Annotated in this window: 20 protein-coding genes; 15 read left to right on the plus strand and 5 right to left on the minus strand. The window is 40.1% G+C overall.

Features of this window, described 5'->3' with window-relative positions; all coding sequences use genetic code 11:
* The first annotated feature begins 17 nt into the window (after positions 1 to 17).
* Positions 18 to 1,184: an aspartyl protease family protein gene (locus ACOQO5_RS04430; RefSeq protein ID WP_420580478.1), complete on the plus strand. Its 1,167-nt coding sequence runs from the start codon at positions 18 to 20 to the stop codon at positions 1,182 to 1,184.
* A gap of 3 nt (positions 1,185 to 1,187) precedes the next feature.
* Here the strand turns inward: ACOQO5_RS04430 and ACOQO5_RS04435 are convergent, their stop codons facing one another.
* The 3 genes from ACOQO5_RS04435 to ACOQO5_RS04445 are packed head-to-tail and all read right to left on the minus strand — an operon-like array spanning position 1,188 to position 5,003.
* The gene (locus ACOQO5_RS04435) at positions 1,188 to 1,550 is read right to left on the minus strand and encodes a FlgD immunoglobulin-like domain containing protein (protein WP_420580479.1); all 363 of its coding nucleotides are present in this window, start codon (positions 1,548 to 1,550) and stop codon (positions 1,188 to 1,190) included.
* Positions 1,510 to 3,957, minus strand: a complete 2,448-nt coding sequence (locus ACOQO5_RS04440; RefSeq protein WP_420580480.1) for a flagellar basal body rod modification protein — start codon at positions 3,955 to 3,957, stop codon at positions 1,510 to 1,512. The genes ACOQO5_RS04435 and ACOQO5_RS04440 overlap by 41 nt, the downstream gene beginning before the upstream one ends.
* Positions 3,957 to 5,003, minus strand: coding sequence for a saccharopine dehydrogenase family protein (locus ACOQO5_RS04445; RefSeq protein WP_420580481.1), 1,047 nt, complete (start codon positions 5,001 to 5,003; stop codon positions 3,957 to 3,959). Before ACOQO5_RS04445 ends, ACOQO5_RS04440 begins: the two co-directional genes overlap by 1 nt.
* Before the next feature lie 158 nt (positions 5,004 to 5,161).
* Between ACOQO5_RS04445 and ACOQO5_RS04450 the strand changes: the two genes are divergently transcribed.
* Positions 5,162 to 6,097, plus strand: a complete 936-nt coding sequence (locus ACOQO5_RS04450; RefSeq protein ID WP_420580482.1) for a glycerophosphodiester phosphodiesterase — start codon at positions 5,162 to 5,164, stop codon at positions 6,095 to 6,097.
* A complete protein-coding gene (locus tag ACOQO5_RS04455) occupies positions 6,094 to 6,597 on the plus strand; it encodes a hypothetical protein (RefSeq protein ID WP_420580483.1) in 504 nt (167 codons plus the stop codon). The genes ACOQO5_RS04450 and ACOQO5_RS04455 overlap by 4 nt, the downstream gene beginning before the upstream one ends.
* On the opposite strand, the gene ACOQO5_RS04460 is transcribed toward ACOQO5_RS04455, so the two are convergent.
* Positions 6,594 to 8,174, minus strand: a complete 1,581-nt coding sequence (locus ACOQO5_RS04460; protein WP_420580484.1) for a SulP family inorganic anion transporter — start codon at positions 8,172 to 8,174, stop codon at positions 6,594 to 6,596. The two genes, ACOQO5_RS04455 and ACOQO5_RS04460, sit on opposite strands and share 4 nt — an antisense overlap.
* Positions 8,175 to 8,331: 157 nt before the next feature.
* On the opposite strand from ACOQO5_RS04460, the gene ACOQO5_RS04465 reads away from it, so the two are divergent.
* The 12 genes from ACOQO5_RS04465 (at position 8,332) to ACOQO5_RS04520 (ending at position 20,040) form a co-directional block, all read left to right on the plus strand.
* On the plus strand, positions 8,332 to 9,441 hold the full coding sequence (locus tag ACOQO5_RS04465) for a sulfotransferase family protein (protein WP_420580485.1): 1,110 nt from the start codon (positions 8,332 to 8,334) through the stop codon (positions 9,439 to 9,441).
* A 33-nt stretch (positions 9,442 to 9,474) separates the two neighbouring features.
* Positions 9,475 to 10,035 carry a TetR/AcrR family transcriptional regulator gene (locus ACOQO5_RS04470; protein WP_420580486.1) on the plus strand — a complete coding sequence of 187 codons (561 nt, stop codon included), beginning with the start codon at positions 9,475 to 9,477 and terminating at the stop codon, positions 10,033 to 10,035.
* An 8-nt stretch (positions 10,036 to 10,043) separates the two neighbouring features.
* A complete protein-coding gene (fabF, locus tag ACOQO5_RS04475; protein ID WP_420580487.1) occupies positions 10,044 to 11,291 on the plus strand; it encodes a beta-ketoacyl-ACP synthase II in 1,248 nt (415 codons plus the stop codon).
* A gap of 279 nt (positions 11,292 to 11,570) precedes the next feature.
* Positions 11,571 to 11,966 (plus strand): ester cyclase, encoded by a 396-nt coding sequence (locus ACOQO5_RS04480; protein WP_420580488.1) that lies wholly within the window; start codon positions 11,571 to 11,573, stop codon positions 11,964 to 11,966.
* 74 nt (positions 11,967 to 12,040) lie between these two features.
* A complete protein-coding gene (locus tag ACOQO5_RS04485) occupies positions 12,041 to 12,736 on the plus strand; it encodes a DJ-1/PfpI family protein (RefSeq protein ID WP_420580489.1) in 696 nt (231 codons plus the stop codon).
* A gap of 123 nt (positions 12,737 to 12,859) precedes the next feature.
* Complete coding sequence (locus tag ACOQO5_RS04490) at positions 12,860 to 13,315, plus strand: hypothetical protein (protein ID WP_420580490.1); 456 nt, start codon at positions 12,860 to 12,862, stop codon at positions 13,313 to 13,315.
* A gap of 78 nt (positions 13,316 to 13,393) precedes the next feature.
* Positions 13,394 to 14,209, plus strand: a complete 816-nt coding sequence (locus ACOQO5_RS04495) for an AraC family transcriptional regulator (protein WP_420580491.1) — start codon at positions 13,394 to 13,396, stop codon at positions 14,207 to 14,209.
* 351 nt (positions 14,210 to 14,560) lie between these two features.
* Positions 14,561 to 14,959 carry a VOC family protein gene (locus tag ACOQO5_RS04500; protein ID WP_420580492.1) on the plus strand — a complete coding sequence of 133 codons (399 nt, stop codon included), beginning with the start codon at positions 14,561 to 14,563 and terminating at the stop codon, positions 14,957 to 14,959.
* A 172-nt stretch (positions 14,960 to 15,131) separates the two neighbouring features.
* A complete protein-coding gene (locus ACOQO5_RS04505) occupies positions 15,132 to 15,866 on the plus strand; it encodes a methyltransferase domain-containing protein (protein ID WP_420580493.1) in 735 nt (244 codons plus the stop codon).
* Positions 15,867 to 16,274: 408 nt separating this feature from the next.
* Complete coding sequence (gene rnr, locus ACOQO5_RS04510; protein WP_420580494.1) at positions 16,275 to 18,440, plus strand: ribonuclease R; 2,166 nt, start codon at positions 16,275 to 16,277, stop codon at positions 18,438 to 18,440.
* On the plus strand, positions 18,433 to 19,410 hold the full coding sequence (locus ACOQO5_RS04515; protein ID WP_420580495.1) for a polyprenyl synthetase family protein: 978 nt from the start codon (positions 18,433 to 18,435) through the stop codon (positions 19,408 to 19,410). The genes rnr and ACOQO5_RS04515 overlap by 8 nt, the downstream gene beginning before the upstream one ends.
* A gap of 9 nt (positions 19,411 to 19,419) precedes the next feature.
* Positions 19,420 to 20,040: a rhomboid family intramembrane serine protease gene (locus ACOQO5_RS04520; RefSeq protein ID WP_420580496.1), complete on the plus strand. Its 621-nt coding sequence runs from the start codon at positions 19,420 to 19,422 to the stop codon at positions 20,038 to 20,040.
* On the opposite strand, the gene ACOQO5_RS04525 is transcribed toward ACOQO5_RS04520, so the two are convergent.
* On the minus strand, positions 20,037 to 20,891 hold the full coding sequence (locus ACOQO5_RS04525) for a DUF1571 domain-containing protein (protein ID WP_420580497.1): 855 nt from the start codon (positions 20,889 to 20,891) through the stop codon (positions 20,037 to 20,039). The two genes, ACOQO5_RS04520 and ACOQO5_RS04525, sit on opposite strands and share 4 nt — an antisense overlap.
* Between the last annotated feature and the right edge of the window lie 6 nt (positions 20,892 to 20,897).

The following is a 20,897-nucleotide window of genomic DNA, read 5'->3' on the forward strand; positions in this document are numbered from 1 at the left end:
TTAACTTAAAACCCATCATGAAACGACTTGCTCTTTTATTTGCTTTTATTGCGCCTATAGGTGTATTCGCTCAATCTCCTACTAAAAGTATACCCTTTGAATTATATGGCGACCATATAATTATTCAATTGAGCGTAGATGGTTCGGATCCATTAGATTTTATATTCGATTCTGGAGATGGCATTACCGTCATAGACGAAGAGATCGCTGATGAACTGCATTTAGTCAAAGAGAAAGTCATTCTAAATCAAGGCACGGTCTCTGGTTCTTTGATTAAACACAACAAACTGGAGATTGGAGACTATTTGCTCGAAAAAAACATCAAAGTCTATTCTACAGATTTAGATCATTTGGAAATTAGTTTAGGAAGAGACTTTGATGGTATTATTGGATATGATCTTTTGCATCATCACGCAGTACGTATTGATTATGACAATATGAAATTCGAGATCTATGAGCACGGTCAACATCCGAAAAAGGGAGAAGCTATTCCATTCAAATTGAATACCGCGATTCCTACCATAAAAGGCAATGTAGTATTGAATAACGGTGAACCACACCCAGGAACATTTTTTGTTATGACTGGAGCAGGAACAACGCTTGATTTCAACTCTCCTTATGCTGAAGAGTTTGATGTGATACATAAAACAGGCGAACATTATTTTTATTATGTCAAGAGTATTTCACAAGATGAAACGAAACACTTTGAAGGCATGGTGAAATCATTCACTTTTGGAAAACAAAAATTCGAAGACCTTCCTATTGGCATAAGCCAAGCTAAAACAGGCACACAGGCACACGAAAAGGTATCTGGCATTTTAGGAAACAAAATACTGAGTAGATATAATGTGATTTTTGACCTTCCTGCTAAACTGATCTATTTGGAAAAAAACAAAAACTTTGATGATCACTTCACTGTGAACTGCAGCGGTATAGATATTCAGCTTTCGAAAGACAAGAAAAAAGTACTTATTCATCAAGTGTTTGAGGGAAGTGTGGCAGAAGCAGTAGGAATAAAACAAAATGCTGAACTGGTCAGCATAGATGGAAAAAAAGCACTCTCAGATGTGAACTTTCCTCAAATTCAAAAAATGCTAGTTCAACCTGGTAGTACTGTAAAATTATTGATTGCCCAGGATGGCGAAGAAAAATCAGTAAACCTGGCATTGAAGCCACTTTTATAGTAGTTACTTATTTAGGATCATTTTACCGCCATAGCTTTTACCTTGATAGAGGATTTGATAATGGTATATTCCGTTTTGAACCGGAGTACCGCTCTGATTTCTTCCGTCCCAAGTGGCTGTAATGTCACCTGAATATTGGGGTGCATTTAATAAAGTCCTGATCACTTTACCTGCTACATCTGTAATGTAAATAGTCATTGATGATTCTTCGGGAATTGAAAATCGAATATGAAATTCATCATCAAAGGGATTTGGGTAGCCCAAAGCAAATTCCACCTTTTCAGGAAGGTCTGTTCCCGGAGAAACCAGTTTCGTATTTGATAGATCAGTTTCGAAAACGCCATTTCCATGTGTAGCAACAGCCATTTTTTCCATCACTAGATCGATAGTCCATCATTGTAACTACTGAATTTCCAATTTTTTCAGTTCCATCTTGTTGCCATACGGTTCCATTTGCAATTAGCTTGGTAGTACTAAAAAGGCCCATGCTGGTACCAACAAAATACTTGTACGAGCCGTCGTTAAGTGCAATAATTTCTGACCACCTAATACTAGGCCCATTACCTGTTCCATCTGGATTCTCTTCCAAATTTCCACCTACATCTGTAAAAGTGTCACCTCCATCTTCCGACAAAAACAGACTTGGTATTTTGTAATTAGAAAAACAAACAAGAATGCGTGAGGCATCATCTGGGTCTATCGTAATATTAGAAATATAACCTGTATGTGTAAAAATAGCTTCAGATTGAGCTGATGGTGAATTAGCATTTTCACTTTTATATACAGTGCCGATCGGAGTACCCCCAGCGACATTGTAAGTTCCAAAAAACAAGGTATGAGCAGGCTTAGTGGATATATCCAATGCTGTTATATTTTCACTTCCATCTGAAGCAGCATATACGACGCTCCAGTTTGTGGAAGTTGGAACCTGCTTGAAAGGTTTGATTTGAGAAAGATTATCATTTCTCCAAACAGCGCTGTCTCCCGCTAAATACATTCTATTATAATTATTCGGATCTAAAACAAATGGGGTTATGAATAAGTAATTATCACGGTATACTCCTATTGGGTCAACTTTTGCCCATGTGTCGATACTTCCATCATCTTCATATGAAATTTTAAATATCCCTGCTTCCTGAAAGGACATATACCAAAATTGATTGCCGGGTGTAGTAGCACAATAGCTTCCATCTCCTCCTAGTACAGAATTCCAACTTGGATTTTCGCCATTTACGGTTTTAATATAAGTACCATTGTCTTGCATCCCACCTATCATTTCATTTCTTCCCTGGTCCTTGGAAACAGCTATTGTATAATACTGTGAAGTCACATATCCATTATTTAGAGAAGACCATGAAACAGTTTCAGCTTTATTGTTGAATGTTTTGAATACCCCTCCATCGTTTGAAGATAACATTTGATTAGTACCAGATAGAAAAATCAATTCATGTTGATCGGGATGATGATTTTCATACGGTTGACTCACTGATTCTGTATCGTAGCCGCCTATTTGTGCAATGTTTGAAGAAGTGGTAAAACCGTCGGTTGAGCGATAGAGGTTCGTTCCACCAATAAATACTGTATTGGGATCACTAGGGTGAACTTTTATAGTCATATTGTAGGAACCTTGGCTATCAAAAGCTTCGAGTTCAGAGTCATCATTTGGTATATGGTCGGAGCGGTCAGACCAACTGCCGTTTTGATACCGCCAAAGCTGAACACTTGTTCCCTCTACCAAAAAGTAAATGATATTATCATTTGAAGGAGCATAAGACATGACTAACCTTTCAGAAAAGGAATTAAATCCGGCAGGTGTAATGTTAGACCAGTCCGTACCATTTTCAGAATAAAATATGCCTTTGTTTATACCGCTGAAACCATTGCCGGTAGACGTACTTAAATAGGCAAACATTTTACCTGTAGGTGTGACCATCACATTGGTGTAAAATGATGCTTCTGAATTATTAAGGTCACCAGAATTGTCTTCAAGAAGATTGGGTTCTCCAAGTAGCTTTTCCCAGCTAGCACCTCCATCTGAGGAACGCACAATGTTGCCGTAAATGGCAGCATAAACCACATCGTTGGAGAATGCTTCAACCGGGTTGATGGCTAGATTCCAAATGTAGTTGAATGGGCTATCGAATGAGGCAGGGTTGTTAGTGGATGTAGAGCTCAGCAGATCCCAGGACTGACCATTGTCAGTGGATTTAAAAATTCCGTCACCACGGTAAGGAGCACCTGAAGCTCTGGCCGAGTTTCCATCTAACTCTCCTGTTCCATAGTACCATGTATCTCTTTTTCCTATTCTTGGGTCTTGAACTATAGAGGTAATACTATTTAATGCAGAAGGTTGTGTGGTTCTTGCCCATGAAAGGCCGCTGTTTGTTGATCTCCACATTCCTCCAGATACTCCACCAGCTAATAGGATGTTTTCTTCACGCACATCAAAAGCCAATGCTCTTGTTCTGCCCCCAACATTAGATGGGCCAGCAAGCGTCCAGTTTTGTTGTTTTGTTCTTAAAAAGGTTTGATTAGACCTTAATTTCTTGGCAAAAGCAAATTCTTTGTGATGAATGTCCCGAGGCACCTCACTAGTTTTGGGGTCCATAAGCATTTGCCTCTCATAGTCGAACCGGGCATTTGGCTTTTCTTTCGTCCCTATGACCGAAGCTTCAGTAGGTAATGGAGGGTGGCTGTTTTGTGGGGAGTTGGTATTACAACTATATATTAAAATACTGAGCGAAAAACCCAGTAAAACTATCTTCACTTTCATCAAATATCTTCTCGCTTTGCATTTTCAACTTCCATAATCAAATCAGCACCAAAGGCCATGCTGGGGGTTTGAAACCCTATTTCCGACATCTGTTCACTCAATTTCTCTACAATCAAAAGAGAAGTGATTGCTGTGAGTTTGTAGCCTTCTGGTGTTGTAAGTTTTGCAGAACGAGTTTCACCCGCAGCATTTTTCACCTCTCCCCACAAATAGCAATGACTCTCTTCTCTCATTTGTTCGCTAGGTCCTGTCACAGATTTTTTGATTTTATTCTGAAGGAAGCTTTGCACAAATCCAAGTTTGAAAAACCACCGCCATTTTTGAACAAACTTCATTTTTTTTATCTGACCTGGGTGCATGGCTGTATACACCACAATGTTAGGAATTTTTGTACTTCTAAAAGCTGTGGACACATCACCCCATGGAATTGAAACGAAAGATTTTTCTTTTCCATCTAAATTCAAATTTCGGCTAGTATATGCATGAGGCACTGGGACTATCTTTCCCTCTTTTCGAATGGCTCCTCCTTTTCCGATGCCTTGTGTCATGGTGAGTGCCGTTCCACGGGAAGTGGAAGATTCGCTCATAAAGGCTAACTCGAGATGGGTAGCATCTGGAAGTTTCGATTTCAGATAACTAGCCAAACAATCACTGGGTACTACATCGAACCCTACACCAGGCATAATTAATATGCCTGCATCTTTGGCTTTATGATCGAAAGATGCACCTAATTCAAATACTTCAATCTCACCTGTAATATCTAAATAGTGCGTTTTGGTTGCCAGACACGCCTGCATCATGGTTTTAGCTGTAGAAGAAAATGGACCAGCGCAGTGCAATACAAGCTCTACTTCATTAAGTGCATCACGCAGCTTGTCAGATTCGGATAAATCAAATGAACGATAGTCAAACCCTAACTCTTCGGCGAGAGATTTTGTTTTATTTTCATCTCGTCCTGCCAGTATAGGACTAAATCCTTTTTCCTTAGCCAGATTAGAAATAAGTTTTCCAGTATATCCGTATGCACCGTAGATGAGAAATTTCATGTTGTTTTATTTTTAAGAATGGAAATTAAGCAAATCCTTTCAATCCTTTCACTCTTATCTATAACAATAATGTAAGCTAAGTTCACCAAGTTTTTTTTTATGTTAAGTGACTTGTTGTATTTTTATTGCCACAAAACAGACTTACAATTCCTATGTCGATGAACAGCCGCAATTTTATCTGGTATGCGCTTCCCATGATGATCTTCTTGGGCCTCATGTGGCTATACGAACCTTGGTTTTATCAAAGATATATTGCCAGTGAAAGGCTGGAGAAAATCAAAAAACGTGATTTTAAAATTGTAGGTCATAAAGGAGCTGCAGGTTACGCACCTGAAAACACCTTATCATCATTTCAAATTGCCATGGACATGGGAGCCGATATGATTGAAGTCGATGTGCATTATACAAAAGATGGAGAGGTAGTTGTTTTTCATGATGAAGAAGTATCCAGGACTACCAACGGCGCAGGTCGAATTCATGAAATGACATTGGCTGAGGTTAAAGAATTGGATGCCGGTTATTGGTTTTCCCCAAAATTTGAAGGAGAAAAAGTACCTACACTTGGAGAAACTATCGATTTGATACATGGCAAAATGGAATTGATTATTGATATCAAGTCAAAAGGGCATGGTTATTACGATGGTTTTGCTGAACGCATTGTAGAAGTTATAGATGAAAGAGGAGCTATGGAATGGTGTATCATTCAGGCTTATGACGAGCAGTATCTTGAACATGCTTATGAAGCGGATTCTACTATTGAAATGAAAAAAATCATGATGGGTGAAGATGAAACCCATTTATTAGCTTTTTACATTAATGCCAAGAGTTTCACTGATCATAGAAACATGCACGAGTTTTATGGTACCTTGAACCCTCATTATAAAACTTTGTCTCAAAGACGAATTTTCCGATTCCACGCCAGAGGCTACAAAGTGTACACTTATGTAGTTAATGAAAGGTCAGACATGCTTAAAATGTTAAACATGGGAGTCGATGGAATTATTACTGATTACCCTGACCGTATGGTGAAAATAAGGGAGGAACTGGAGCAACTTGACAGAAGGCGAGCTGCGGGAGACGAAGAAACACCTTGATAAACCAATACAAAAACGGAGAAGAGTATTACAATAAGATCTATCTCCTATTCAATTTTTTTATAGCCATTTCATTAGTTCCATTCGGGTATTTGCTTTTGCTTAAGCAATCGGGTGATCTTGTAGCCCAAGTATATGGAGATTGGTATTATCCGATGGTATTTTCCTTATTATTTGCTACGGCAGCTATTATTTTTCAAGCTAAGAAGACATTTGGGTTTTATTTAAGCAATGGAAAAAAAGGAGGCTCATTGAGAGAAAAACTAGATGGATATAAATCAAATTCAGTTAAGAAATATATAGCTTTCCTTTTAGCGAGTTTGATCTGTGTTTGCGGTTTCTATCTAGCCGCCAGTGGCGTTTTTATAGTTAGTTATATTGTGTCGATCATTTTACTATCAATCAAACGACCGACACTTAATTCCATTATAGAGGATTTGAAACTATCAGAAGAAGAACAAAAAATCCTCATTGAAAAAGAGGACATTCCTTTCCATTAAGCCTCTAATCCAACCGATTCGGTCATTACGTAATATCTCGGGTCATCAATATCCGAAATGATTATATCTTCAAACTTAGGGTTTGCCTTGATCAATACTCTTTTGCAATCAGGGCTCAGGTGTTTCAACATCACATTTTTGCCGAGAGCTTCATATTTGTTGACCACAATTCTTACCGCTTCAACACCCGAATGATCAGATACTTTTGAATCAATGAAATCAATTTCAATTTGTTCTGGATCCTCTACTGGTGTGAATTTGCTATTGAAAGCCTGTATAGAACCAAAAAACAATGGTCCCCATATTTCATAAACTTTTGTACCATCCTCTCGCAAGCTTTTTCTTGCCCTAATTTTCGTTGCATTTTCCCAGGCAAAAACCAATGAAGAAACGATTACTCCACAAATCACAGCAATTGCTAAATCAAACATCACTGTTACGGCAGAAACAAGTATAAGAACAAAAGCATCTGCCTTTGGAATTTTGTTGATAATCCTAAAGCTTGACCAAGCGAAAGTGCCTATAACTACCATAAACATTACTCCGACTAATGCAGCAATCGGAACTTGTTCGATATACGGGGAAAGGAATAAAATAAAAGATAATAACATCAAGGCAGCTACAATGCCGGACAATCTACCGCGTCCTCCGGACTCTACGTTGATCATAGACTGACCAATCATGGCACATCCACCCATTCCACCGAAAAACCCATTGATGATATTGGCTGTACCCTGAGCTACACACTCTTTGTTGCCACTTCCCCTGGTATCTGTGATCTCGTCAATGAGAGTTAAGGTCATTAGCGATTCAATTAAACCAATGGCTGCAAGAATTAATGCATAAGGAAAAATAAAGTATAAAGTCTCCAAGGTCAGAGGAATTTGTGGAATCATGAATGACGGCAATCCGCTTTCTATGCCAGACCCACCATTGGATTGAACAAATGAAAGTACAGTTTGTGTATCTATTCCTCCGAAGATGACTACAAGTGAAACCGTTAGAATGGCTGCCAATCCAGCAGGAACTTTGCTGGTGATTTTAGGCAAACCAAACATGATAGCCATGGTCAGTAGGACTAGTCCTAACATGACCCAAAGATCAGCACCAGCCAACCATTGTCCTTCTACTTTGAACATGCCCAACTGTGAAAGAAAAATTACGATGGCCAATCCATTGACAAACCCAAGCATTACAGGGTGTGGAATCAAACGGACAAACTTTCCCAATTTGAATACTCCAGCGGCCATCTGCAATAGACCCATAATTATCAAGGTAGCAAACAAGTATTGCACTCCAGCTCCTTCTACGCCTGGCATCAATGCATTTCCTTCCTTTACCAAGGAAACCATTACGACGGCCAATGCTCCAGTAGCTCCAGATATCATTCCTGGACGGCCTCCGATGACGGCAGTAACTAAGCCAACCATGAAGGCACCATATAAACCAATGATAGGATCAATGCCTGCTACGAAAGCAAAGGCAACAGCTTCTGGCACTAAGGCAAGAGCAACTGTGATTCCTGAAAGAATATCATTTTTGGCGTTTTGGGTTTTATTCTTGATCAGCTCAAACATAAATTTTTCTCTTTTCTAAAATGGGGTGCAAAGGTAGATGACTATTTCATAAGCTCATAGTCTATGTTTAAATTAAAGGGACACTTGTACCCAAAGTAATGGTACAGCATTTGAAAGGGATGCAAAACTTGAAATCAGCTCATATGAACTAAATGTAATGTCCAAATTCAATATTCCTCCCATATCAACACTATCCGGAAGTACGTTTTGGAATTATGTGAAAGCCATAAAGTCTGGTCGAGTAGAATGGACCTACTATCATAAAGTGCTGCTGACTGGGTTGGTATGTGGTTTGGCATCTCCTTTTCATTTTTGGGAAAAAATTAGAACGCCGAGATATTCAAAACTGAATAATAGCCCGCTTTTTATCCTGGGACATTGGAGGAGTGGAACTACTTTTCTGCACAACCTGCTATGTCATGACCCTAATGCTGCATTTGTTTCTACCTATCAATCTCTTTTCCCGAACAATATGCATAGCCAGTTCATTTTCAAGAATTTTATGAAAATGAATATGCCTGACAAAAGACCGAGTGATAATGTGCAGTTGGGGATTGACCTGCCGCAGGAAGATGAATTTGCTTTGGGCAATATGCAGCGACTGTCTTTTTATGATGTTTTCTATTTTCCTGATGGGTTTGAAGAGCTTTTCAACCAAACGATAGCCTTTGAGGGAGTAAGTCAAAAGGTTACCGATCAATGGAAGTCCGCATATAAAGAACTTATCAATAAAGCTTTGAAACATAGCCCTGGTACACATCCGATATTGAAAAATCCTGTAAACACTGGTCGAGTAGATAAACTATTGGAACTGTATCCGAACGCAAAATTTCTACACATCTATCGCAATCCTGTGGTGGTGTATCTCTCCATAAAGAAATTCTTCTTGTCACTTTTTCCGACACTACAGTTTCAGCGTACTACTGAAAAGCAGCTGGGAGACTTAATCATGAAATTATATGCTCGCCTGATGAAGCGATACCTTGATCAACGCCAGTTGATTCCAGGTGAGCAATTGTTTGAACTTCGCTTTGAAAACTTTGAAGAAGACCCAATGCGTTATGTAGAGGAAGTTTATAAGTCATTAAACTTTTCTAACTGGGATAATGCAAAGTCTAATATTCAAAAATATATCGTGAGCCAAAGTGGATATCAAAAGAATAGCTACCGAATTTCGAAACCTGAATTGGACAGCGTAGTCAAAGAATGGGACTTTGCTTTCAAGGCTTTTGACTATGATCTTCCAGAAAATATTGAAATCATTTAGCAATACTTACTTACTAGTAAGTATATTTGCTTTGTGTCGAATACGAGACAGCAAATATTGAATCTGGCAGAAGAGCTCATCAGAACACGTGGTTATCATGCTTTTAGTTATAAGGACATCAGTCAAAAGCTAAACATGAAAAATGCTGCGGTGCATTACCATTTTCCTTCCAAAGAAGCCTTGGGTGTGGCTATTATTCAGGAGAGCATAGATCTGTTCAAAAGCAAAGAAGAGTCGTGGGACCAAATGTCATGCTCAGATCAGCTTCAGGACTTCATCAGTATTTACCAAAAAAGTAAGGATCGCAAATGGTCGTGTTTGATGGGCGCATTGAGCGCTTCAGTAGAGGCATTGCCTGATGGCATGCAAGACAAGCTCCATGAGATGGGGAAATACATTCTTGATCGCTTGACCATCACTTTGAAAGAAGGACATCAAAAAGGAGAGTTCAACTTCTCTGAAGAGCCAAGAGCAAAAGCAGAACTGATCATATCTTCGTTGCTTTCTTCGCTTTTACTCGACAGAGTAATAAAAGAAAATGTATTCGACTCCATAAAAAATTCAATTATTCAATCTGTAATATCAAATAACTAAATCATACAATGGCTGAAAGAAGAGTAGTAGTCACAGGCATGGGAGCAATCACCCCACTGGGCAACGATGTACAATCCTTTTGGGACAATGCAATAAAAGGAGTAAGTGGCGCAGGCCCAATTACTCATTTCAATGCAGAAAAATTTAAGACACACTTCGCATGCGAGGTCAAAGACTTTGATCCAAAGCGCTATTTGGACAGAAACGAAATCAAACGAACTGATTTATACAGTCAATATGGCTTGTATGCAGCAGCACAAGCGATAGAAGACTCCGGCTTCGAGCTGGACAAAATGGATCCTTTTGATGTGGGTGTAATCTGGGGAACGGGTCAAGGAGGATTAGAAACATTGGAGCAAGAAGTACAATACTTCATGCAAAAGGATAAGGAGCCAAAGTTCAACCCATTCCTAGTTCCTAAAATGTTGACCAATATGTGTGGTGGAATGATCGCATTGAAATATGGTTTTATGGGCATTGGCTTTACGACGATTTCCGCCTGTGCGACAACAAACACGGCCATCATGGATGCCTTCAACTACATCAAATTGGGCAAGGCCAAAATATTTGTGACAGGTGGATCCGAAGCTCCAATCACAGAGGCAAGTATTGGTGGTTTCGGATCGATGAAAGCCTTGTCTACAAGAAATGACGATCCGGCTGGAGCCTCTCGTCCATATGATGTAGATCGTGACGGTTTTGTCATGGGAGAAGGCGGAGGTGCTTTAATTCTGGAAGATTACGATCACGCCAAAGCAAGAGGTGCAAAAATCTACGCGGAGATAGTCGGTTCGGCGATGACGAATGATGCTTACCACATGACGGCCACACATCCCGAAGGACTTGGTGCACTTCGCGCCATGCAATGGGCACTGAAAGAAGCGAATCTGACGCCCACTGATCTGGATTATATCAACACCCACTCTACTTCGACGCCTGTAGGTGATTTGAGTGAGCCGGCGGCTATTGCCAAATTGATGGAAGGTTTTGAAAATAAATCGGTGATCAGTGGCACCAAATCTATGACGGGTCACATGCTAGGTGCTGCTGGCGTGGCTGAGGCGATTCTCTCTATTCAATCGATCAACCACAATGTCGTGCCGCCTACCATCAATACCGAAACGATTGATCCGGAGATTGTTGGTGATCATGACATCGTGACCAGAGAAGCGAGAGAAAAAGAAGTGAATGTGGCGATGAGCAACACCTTCGGATTTGGTGGACACAATGCTATTTCGATTTTTAAGGCAGTTTAACTTATCCATGTCCTTATCAAATGCCAGCACATAAATATCTGTCACATTGAGCCACGTCGAAATGTCCGCCTGCTACTGGCAGCAAGGCTTCGAGAGCCCGGGCGGCGAACCGCTCAGCCTGACAGGTTATTCGGCATTTGATAAGGACAAAGAAATAACGTCAATGCAAGCAAAGCGAAGCAATCTCAATCCCTTTAACCTGCATAAAATTTATACAGTAAATGGATGAAAATGATTGTCACGTCTTCTGTTTTGCATTGGCAAAACAGACTCCTCGCAATGACGTATTCTAATAACATGAACCTGGAACAAAACAAGAAAAACGCCGTCGACTTTTACCGAACCGCCTACGAAGGCAACCCAGCCAAGGCTGTCGAGCTGTATGTGGGTGACGAATACATCCAGCACAATCCTGATGTGGCCAACGGCACCCAAGGCTTCATTGATTACTTCGAAAGAATGCAAAAGGAATATCCGGAGAAAAGCATAGCGTTCGTTCGGGTGATTGCTGAAGGAGACTTGGTGGCACTACACACCCATCAGACCTGGCCAGGTAATGACCAATATGTGACCATGGACTTTTTCCGTTTTGATGACAACGGCAAAATTGTAGAGCACTGGGATGCTATCCAGCAAATTCCAGAGACTTCTGCAAATCCCAATACCATGTATTGATCAAATTTCTTAATCTAGATTAAGAAATTCACTTTCCACTTTTCGTTCAATCGGGCAAACAAAATTTTAAAACCATGATTAAATATATGTTTGGCCTGAGTATTCTATTCGCCATAAGTATTTCCAGTTGTAAACAAGAGACTGCTCCACAGGAAAGCACCTACATCAACAAAGAGTTGCCGACTATTGGCATCATCATTTTTGATGCTGTGATCACCAATGAGATTTTGGCTCCACTCGATGTGTTTTCTAAACACACAGCTAAAGGTGAGAAGCTTTTTAATGTCGTTTTTCTTGCTGCGGAACAAAGAGCCTATAAAACCGAAGAGGGCTTGCGCATGCTGCCTGACTTTACTTTTGACAACACCCCAGATCTGGATGTATTGGTAATTCCTAGTTCTTACGAATCTGCCAAGCAATACAAAGACCCACAGCTGGTTGGCTTCGTGAACCAGCAATATGATCAAGTGGACTATGTGGCTACCCACTGTGCCGGTGCGTTTACCCTGGCTGCCTCAGGGAAAGTCGACAATAAAGAAATGGTGACTTACATCACCGGCGGACAACGACTGAAAGAAGAGTTTCCAGCATTGGATGTGCAGGATGATGGAGTAATCTCAGTGGCTCATGATGGCAAAGTATTTTCTTCTAATGGGAGCTTAGTGTCTTACCTTGGCTCACTGGACTTACTTGAAGCACTCACTGATCCAGCGCACAGAAAATATGTGGAGGGTTCACTATACTTAGATCGTCTATCTGCTTCAAACTGATTGGACATGAATAAAGCTCTGTTTATTAAACTAGTGGGGGTTGAATAAACAGGGCTTTTGATTAATTTGGGAGGCGGATAATGAGCATTATCTTTGTTATACAAACTTTAGACCTTTACCATCTTGATAAACAAATCATTTGAAGAGTTTAGAATCGAAAATAGGAGGTTTGAAAAGAACATTACATTGTTTAAAACACTAGCAATTCTAACTGGAATTCTTGCTGTTTTTCGTTTGATCATCAGCCCTGAAATACTGTCTGGTTCAGGCTCTCTTTTCGATTTCGGTACAATGATAATACCCGTTGGATTATATATAGAGTATCGCAAGAAGGCCAAAGACTGGGGAGGTCAATTTATTGAGACAACACATGATACCTTAAATTTCAAAACACGAATGAGTAAACTAACAACTGTCGAACTAGATACGATAACTAGCATTCAAATCAAACTTGATCAAGTTATTATTGGCACTACAGAATCAGAAGAACTAACAATCCATATCGAAGATTTTACAGAGTATGAAGACCGGATGTCCATTAAAAATCATTTTTCTGTGTTAGCTAGCAAATTAGCCTAAAATTGCGTCTATCGAATGTTTCCAACAAAGATGAAAAGTTCCGAGCCTTAGTAAAGCGATTTCCAACTAATAATCCAAATGAAATACCAAACCTATCAGCCACATCCGGACCTGGAATCCATTATTCGTTGTTACTGGACTTTGGAGGTTCCTGCGGACCCTAGCGCTCAAAGACAGCGCATTGTACCTGATGGGTGTATTGAAATGGCGTTTATTCTCGGAGACGATATCAAACGGTACACTTCCGAAGATTCGTTCATCCTCCAACCGCGTGCCATGGTACTGGGACAAACCGTTGAGTCTTTTTACATCGAGCCGACCGGCTATGTTAATACCTTTGCTGTTAGTTTTTATCCCTACGGGTTCGCCAATTTCGTTGCTGTACCTATAAAATCCTTGGCCAACAAGGAAACACCGATAGAAAAGTTGTTTGACCAAAAAACGGCTATAAAGCTAACTCAGGAAATAATTGAAGCCAAGGACGTCCGACAAAGGATAGAGATCATCGAAGGTTTTCTATTGAGTAGGCTTTCCGAAAAACCAATGGTCGATCATATTGTTAGAACAACCATAGACACACTCCTATCAAGAAAAGGGAGTTCTTCAATAAGTAGTATTCTCAAACAAGACCCATCCAAAAGGAGACAATTGGAAAGAAACTTTGTAAAACAAATCGGCATCAGTCCAAAGCAATTGGGCAAAGTGATTCGACTTCAAAGTGCCCTAAAAATGATGCTAAACGAAGAAGGAGAAAACCTAACCAACATCGCGTACGAAAGTGAATACTATGATCAAGCCCATTTCATTAAAGACTTCAGGGAATTTACCGGAGTGAGCCCCAAGGAGTTTTTAGGAAATGAAAATATGGCGCTTTCCTCTCTCTTCTACAAATAGACTCGACGTCGCACTTTTACAATTTTACTCTTAGTTTCGCCCTTGTTGGTGTTGTCACCAACAAGTCACTAAGGTCAGCTTATACTTAATCAATGAAGACCTTAATAAAACAAGCAAGTTGGTCATAAGACCAACTGGGCCCTCATAGTGACCCCCCAGGGAGATTTTAGGAAATGAAAATATGGTACTTTTCTCTTTGTTCTACAAATAGACCGGACGTCGCACTTTTACAATTTTACTTCTAGCCAGGCACATACTTTTGTTTCAACAAAACAACTAATAAGTATGAAGATATTTTTCACTGCAATGATGATCTGCTGTATGGCAACTTTTCATTCAAAAGGCCAAAATATGGAGTCATCGACAAACACTACAAAAGACATGAATAGCTTTGTTTCTATTTTTGAAATTCCTGCAACGGATATTACTCGCGCCATCGATTTTTACCAGACCATTTTAGACATTGATATTGAAAAGATGGAATTTCCAGGAATCGAAATGGGCCTTTTCCCATATGAAGACCAGGTGGTAACCGGAGTTTTGATGAAAGGAGAAGGTTATCTACCCTCATCAGCCGGAGTAACAATTTATTTGAATGGGGGTTCTGACCTTCAAATCATTCTTGACAAGATTAAAGCCAATAGAGGAAACGTGTTGATACCTAAAACGCCCCACGCTGATGAAAGTGGTTTTTTTGCCATATTCATCGATTCCGAAGGCAACAAAATGGGATTGCATTCTACCTATTGAATGTAAATAGAAATCCATACAAGGCAAGCTTGTGGCCTTTTGATATTTACATTTTTGACAGCTTAAAAATTTGATAATGGCAACAAAAAAAGGGAGAACTAAAATATTTTCGCTCATCAACTAGTAATTCTTATTTTTGATTTTCTCATCAATTGTAAGTGACCATAGCTTTATGAACCTAGACAGTTACCAAGATATATTTAATGCCAGAGGAAATTCATATGATGAGGCCATGAGGCTCTTGCCTCAAGCTCGAGCTACAGAATTTGAAAACCTTTTCAATTTTTATAAACCGTCAAAGCAAGCGGTAGTGGTAGACATACCTAGTGGAGGAGGATATCTCAAACAGTATTTGCCAAATACAGTTAATTTCAAGCCTTTAGAAACCTCTGAAGTTTTTGCTTCTTATAGCAATAGTACACTATGTACCTGGGACAAATTACCATTTGAAAATTCAAAGGTCGATATAGTAACTTGTTGTGCTGCGTTGCATCATGTGGAGAACAAAATGAGAATCTTATTTTTTGACGAAACATTAAGAGTGCTTAAAAAGGAAGGAGCGTTTATTTGCTGTGATGTTGAACGAGACAGCGAACAGGATGAATTTCTTAATGTTTTTGTAGACAAACATAATCCCATAGGCCATAAGGGAAACTTCATTTCTGCATCCCTTATTGATAAATTTCCTAAGCAGTTCGAATTGGTTTCCAACAAACTAGAAAACTACACCTGGAATCTTGGTGAAGATGAAGAAGTGGCCCTGAGGTATTTGCAATTATTGTTTGGTATTAGCGGCGCCACATTGAATTTGATTAAAAATGAAGCAGAAAAGTTGCTATGTTTTCGTTTTGAAGAGGAATTTAAAATCAACTGGCAGTTGCGGTACATCACAACTATCAAAAAGTAAGCGGCTATATCGCGATCGTCCTTGTTTCTAGCAAAGCTCAAGGACTCGAAGAAGCTACTTCGTCCTTGTTGGTGTTGTCACGAACAAGTCGTTAAGGACAGCTTATACTTAAGAAGACTTTAACAACAGAAGCCAGTTGGTCACAAGACCAACTGGATCAACCTAATGTGACTATCCACAACCCAAACCTACCCCGTCTCGTTACCGCATTTGTAGGACTAAGAATTAATTGCCTACCTTTGTGAAAATTATTATTAACCATTCGAGTGGAGCCAAGCCTGGCAAATGCTTTCGATGAAAGCAAAATGATCATCATAAGATCATATCCGATAAGAAAGATTCTCACCCTTCCCCGTATCTTTGTTAGGATTGAGCAAGACTCCAATCACATCTTATTATATTCCCATAATGGCGAAGAAGAAAAAAGAAAAGAGGCGGAAAATTAACCGCACAAAAAAAGTACTAAACATAGACGCTGTAAGAACGCAAGTAGCCGGACTGTTCGATGAGAACCCCGGAGAAGCCTTTACGGTCAAACAAATATTTAGCAAGGCTGGTTTGAGGGACAAACTGGCAAAAAAAGAAGGCCTCAACTTTGTGCTCGACTTAGAGCAAGAAGGCACAGTAGAGCAACTCAGAAATGGATCGTTCCGATCTAGAAAAACTAACACGGCTTCCGGACTGGAAGGCGTAGTCGATCACGTGAATCGTAGGTTTGCTTATGTCATCTGTGAAGGTGAGGAAGAGGACATTTGGGTGAAAACCGATGATCTGAAAGGCGCCATCAACGGTGATCGAGTATCTGTAAGAATTAAAAGTGGCGGTCGACATGGCAACCGACCGGAAGGTGTAGTAACAAAAATTGTATCCAGAGGGCGAACAGAGTTTGTCGGAAAGATCGAAGTACTACCTAATTATGCCTTTGTAGTTCCTGACTTCAGAAAGATCTATCACGACATTTTTATCTACCCAGAGAAAATTGGCAAAGCCAAAACAAATGACAAAGTGCTGGTGAAAATCAAAGACTGGCATGGCGGCAAACAAAAAAATCCCGTGGGGCAAGTAGTTGAAGTACTAGGCCAAGCGGGAGATCATGAGACGGAGATTCATTCGATCATGGCAGAGTTTGAGTTGCCCTTTCGGTTTCCTAAGAATGTAGAAGCAGCTGCAGAAAAAATTCCTGTAGAAGTTCCAAAAGAAGAAATCAAAAAGAGGAGAGACGTTCGTGGTGTGACCACTTTCACGATTGATCCGGAAGACGCAAAAGATTTTGACGATGCGATTTCAGTAGAATATCTGAAAAACGGCAACTATGAAATCGGCGTGCACATTGCCGATGTATCCCATTATGTTGAAGAAGATGGGATCTTGGATGATGAGGCCGTGAATCGAGCCACTTCGGTGTATCTCGTAGATAGAACAATCCCAATGCTTCCCGAAAAATTATCTAATGGGCTTTGCTCTCTCAGACCAAAGGAGGAGAAGTTGACTTTCTCAGCCATGTTTGAGATTACGCCAAAAGCAGAAATCAAAAACCAATGGTTCGGCCGTACAGTCACTTACTCGGATAGACGGTTTACCTACGAGGAGGCACAAGAAAGAATAGAATCTGGCAAGGGAGATTTTCAGGAAGAAATTAATTTGCTGAACGGGCTGGCGCATCAGCTCAAAGACAAACGATTCAAAAAAGGTGCGATTGGTTTTGAAACCGTGGAGGTTAAATTCAAACTGGATGAAACCGGAAAACCAATAGGACTTTTCCCAAAAGAAAGAAAAGATGCGCATAAACTGGTGGAAGAGTTCATGCTCTTGGCCAATAAAAAAGTAGCCGAGTTTGTATTCAACAAACATAAAGGTGACGATACCTTCGTCTACAGAACACATGATGACCCTAACCCCGAAAAGCTGGAGACATTCTCTAAGTTCGCTGCTAAGTTTGGTCATCGTATGAATCCGGGTAAGGACGTTGCAGATAATTTGAATACCCTGATGGACGACATTCATGGTAAGCCAGAGCAAAATGTGTTAGAATCATTGGCCATACGAACCATGTCGAAAGCAGTGTATACCACAGAACCGAAAGGTCACTTTGGTTTGGCGTTTCCACACTATACGCATTTTACTTCTCCGATCAGGAGATATCCGGATGTCATGGTACATCGATTACTTCAGCATTACTTGGAAGGAGGAAAGTCTCCTAAGATAGATCCATATAATGAGTTGTGCCGTCATTCTTCAGAACGAGAAAAAAGAGCAGCTGATGCGGAGAGAGCCTCCATAAAATACAAACAAGTTGAGTTTATGGCGATGGCTGAAAATCGTCCATTTGCAGGAATAATCTCAGGAGTTACCGAGTGGGGTATTTTTGTAGAAATCACCGAAACCAAATGTGAAGGAATGATTAGAACGTCTTCTATGACGGATGACTTCTATGAATTCGATGAAAAGAACTTTCGCATGATTGGCAAACGAAACAAAAGGATGTTTACTTTGGGCGACGAAGTGACGGTGATGGTGGTAGACACTGACATCGACCGTAGAACCATTGACTTGGAATTTGTAGACCATGACTAAAGACATTAAAATCTTTCAACAAAAACTTAGTGAAAGATTGCTCGAATTAGATTTGGGAAAAGAGCCCAAGGAGCTTTATGAGCCTATTCATTATACCTTGAGCTTAGGGGCGAAACGCATGCGCCCTATTTTGGCTATCATGGGTTATTTGTGTAGCAAAGAGGATTGGGAAAAAATCATTGATCCGGCATTAGCCATTGAGCTCTTCCATAATTTCACTTTGATTCATGACGATATCATGGACGAAGCCCCTTTGCGTAGAGGAGAACCCACCGTTTACAAAAAGTGGAATAAAGATATAGCGATCCTATCTGGTGATGTACTGATGGTGATGGCCTATGACTTGCTCATGAGAGCAGAATATTCAGACTTCAAATATATCCTTAGACTGTTCAACCAATGTGCCATAGAAGTGTGCGAGGGCCAACAGTTGGATATGAACTTTGAGGAGACCTCGTCAGTGAGTGAAGCGGATTACCTCGAAATGATAAGACTGAAAACGGCAGTGTTGTTGGGATTTAGTTTAGAATTGGGAGGCCTCTTAGGAGGAATGTCTAAAGAGGATGCTCGGCACTTGAGAGATTTTGGAGTCAACATCGGCATTGGCTTTCAGCTGAAAGACGATTTGTTGGATGTCTATGGAGACGCTCAGAAATTCGGTAAGCAGGTGGGAGGCGACATTATTGCCAATAAAAAAACCCTGCTGTTGATCAAAGCCATTGAGCTCGCAGAGGGTAATCAAAAATTGGATCTTCATAATCTTTTGGCCAATAAAGACATAGACCCAGACAAAAAGGTAAATGAGATGAAGGCGATCTATGCGGACCTGAACATTGAAGCCATAGCCGAAAAGGCCATGAATGACCATTTCGAAAAAGGATTCGATCAACTCAATGCTTTGGAAAAAAGCGAATACAATATAGCCCCGCTTCGTGAATTCACTGATGCACTGATCGCACGTGATCATTAAATATTATATATGTCCTGGACCATCCTCATTATCATAATCAATGTAGTAGTAAGCTACATGGGTTTTCAAAACCACAACCTACAGTACAAACTCACCATGAACCCTGTGGCTATTTTGAGGCATGGGCAATGGTACAGAGTTATCTCTAGTGGTTTCATTCATTCCAACTGGGCGCATCTTGGATTCAACATGTTTACGTTTTACTTTTTTGGCCGATTGGTAGAGCAAATATTCATGGCGTTGAAAGGAGATCTAGGTGGTATCTACTTTGTTGTTTTTTATCTACTAGGTATTGTCATTTCAGATTTGCCTTCCTTGTTGAAGCACAAAGACCACCCTTACTATAATTCATTGGGGGCTTCGGGAGGTGTAGCAGCAGTAGTGTTTTGCAGTATTCTGTTTTTCCCAACCAATGACATTTGTCTATATGGCTTTTTGTGTATTCCGGGATTTATTCTTGGAGCGCTTTATCTGATCTACTCTTATACTAAAGGTAAGAACATTTCTGATAATGTGAATCACGATGCTCATTTGATTGGAGCAGTTTTCGGATTGGTTTTTAGCGTAGTGATGGAGCCGAGAGTCTTAGCTAGCTTCATTCAGCAGATTTCCGAGTGGAAACTTTTTTAGAAACTATAAGCAGTGTATCCATCAGAAAATTCTTCCTCCGATAGCTGAGGGTTAATTTCTACATTTCTGAATTCGTATTTTTCAAATAGCCCTTTTTCGTCGTAGACTTCGAGTTTAAGCGGAATCTGTCTCTTCTGATCAATAAACAAAACCATTTTGGCGGCATAGTCGGAAGGCAACTGGATGACATCTCCTTCTTTCACTTGCCCAAATATGCTGACCCCTTTGTTTTTCTCATAAATCATGTACTCATTGAGTCTATTTTTCAAAGCAATGCTAGAAATGCTTTCACCTTTCTTAACGACATGACTGTTATAGGTAAAATTTGGATTGACCATAGAGATGATTTCACAAGGTTGGCCATTTAGGCTTCCTGTTCCATGGTCGTTGAGCAATTCTGTAATTCCGTCCTTGTGCTTATAGAACAAATACTCCATTACTGAAACCACGTAGTCGTAACCTCCTTCAAGAATCGTATGATGTTGATCTTTTCTCATCAATTCCCCATTGGGGTCCAGTTTCAAGTTCACCCAAGGGAATCCATTAGGGTTTACTAGTGCTTTGTTGTCGTCTAAGGGGTGTGGATATAAAACTTCCAGTCCGGTATTAGGGGCCAGCTCTTTGATATAAATTTTGTAGGGCCTTCTATGCATCTTGATAGACACATGATTTTCTAAATACGTTCCATTAATTCGTTCTGAACGAATCAATTCATATTTGAGTGTTTCAATATTTCTTGTCGCTTCAAATACTTGCTTCACTTTTTCCGGCGCCGATTTTTTACTCGGGTCTGTAAAGCTTAAAGAAAGGGTTGCGAATAAAGTAATTAACCAGAAATGAGACTTCATCATAATCTA

The sequence above is a fragment of the Reichenbachiella sp. genome (genome assembly GCF_965223055.1).
Classification (GTDB): Bacteria; Bacteroidota; Bacteroidia; order Cytophagales; family Cyclobacteriaceae; genus Reichenbachiella.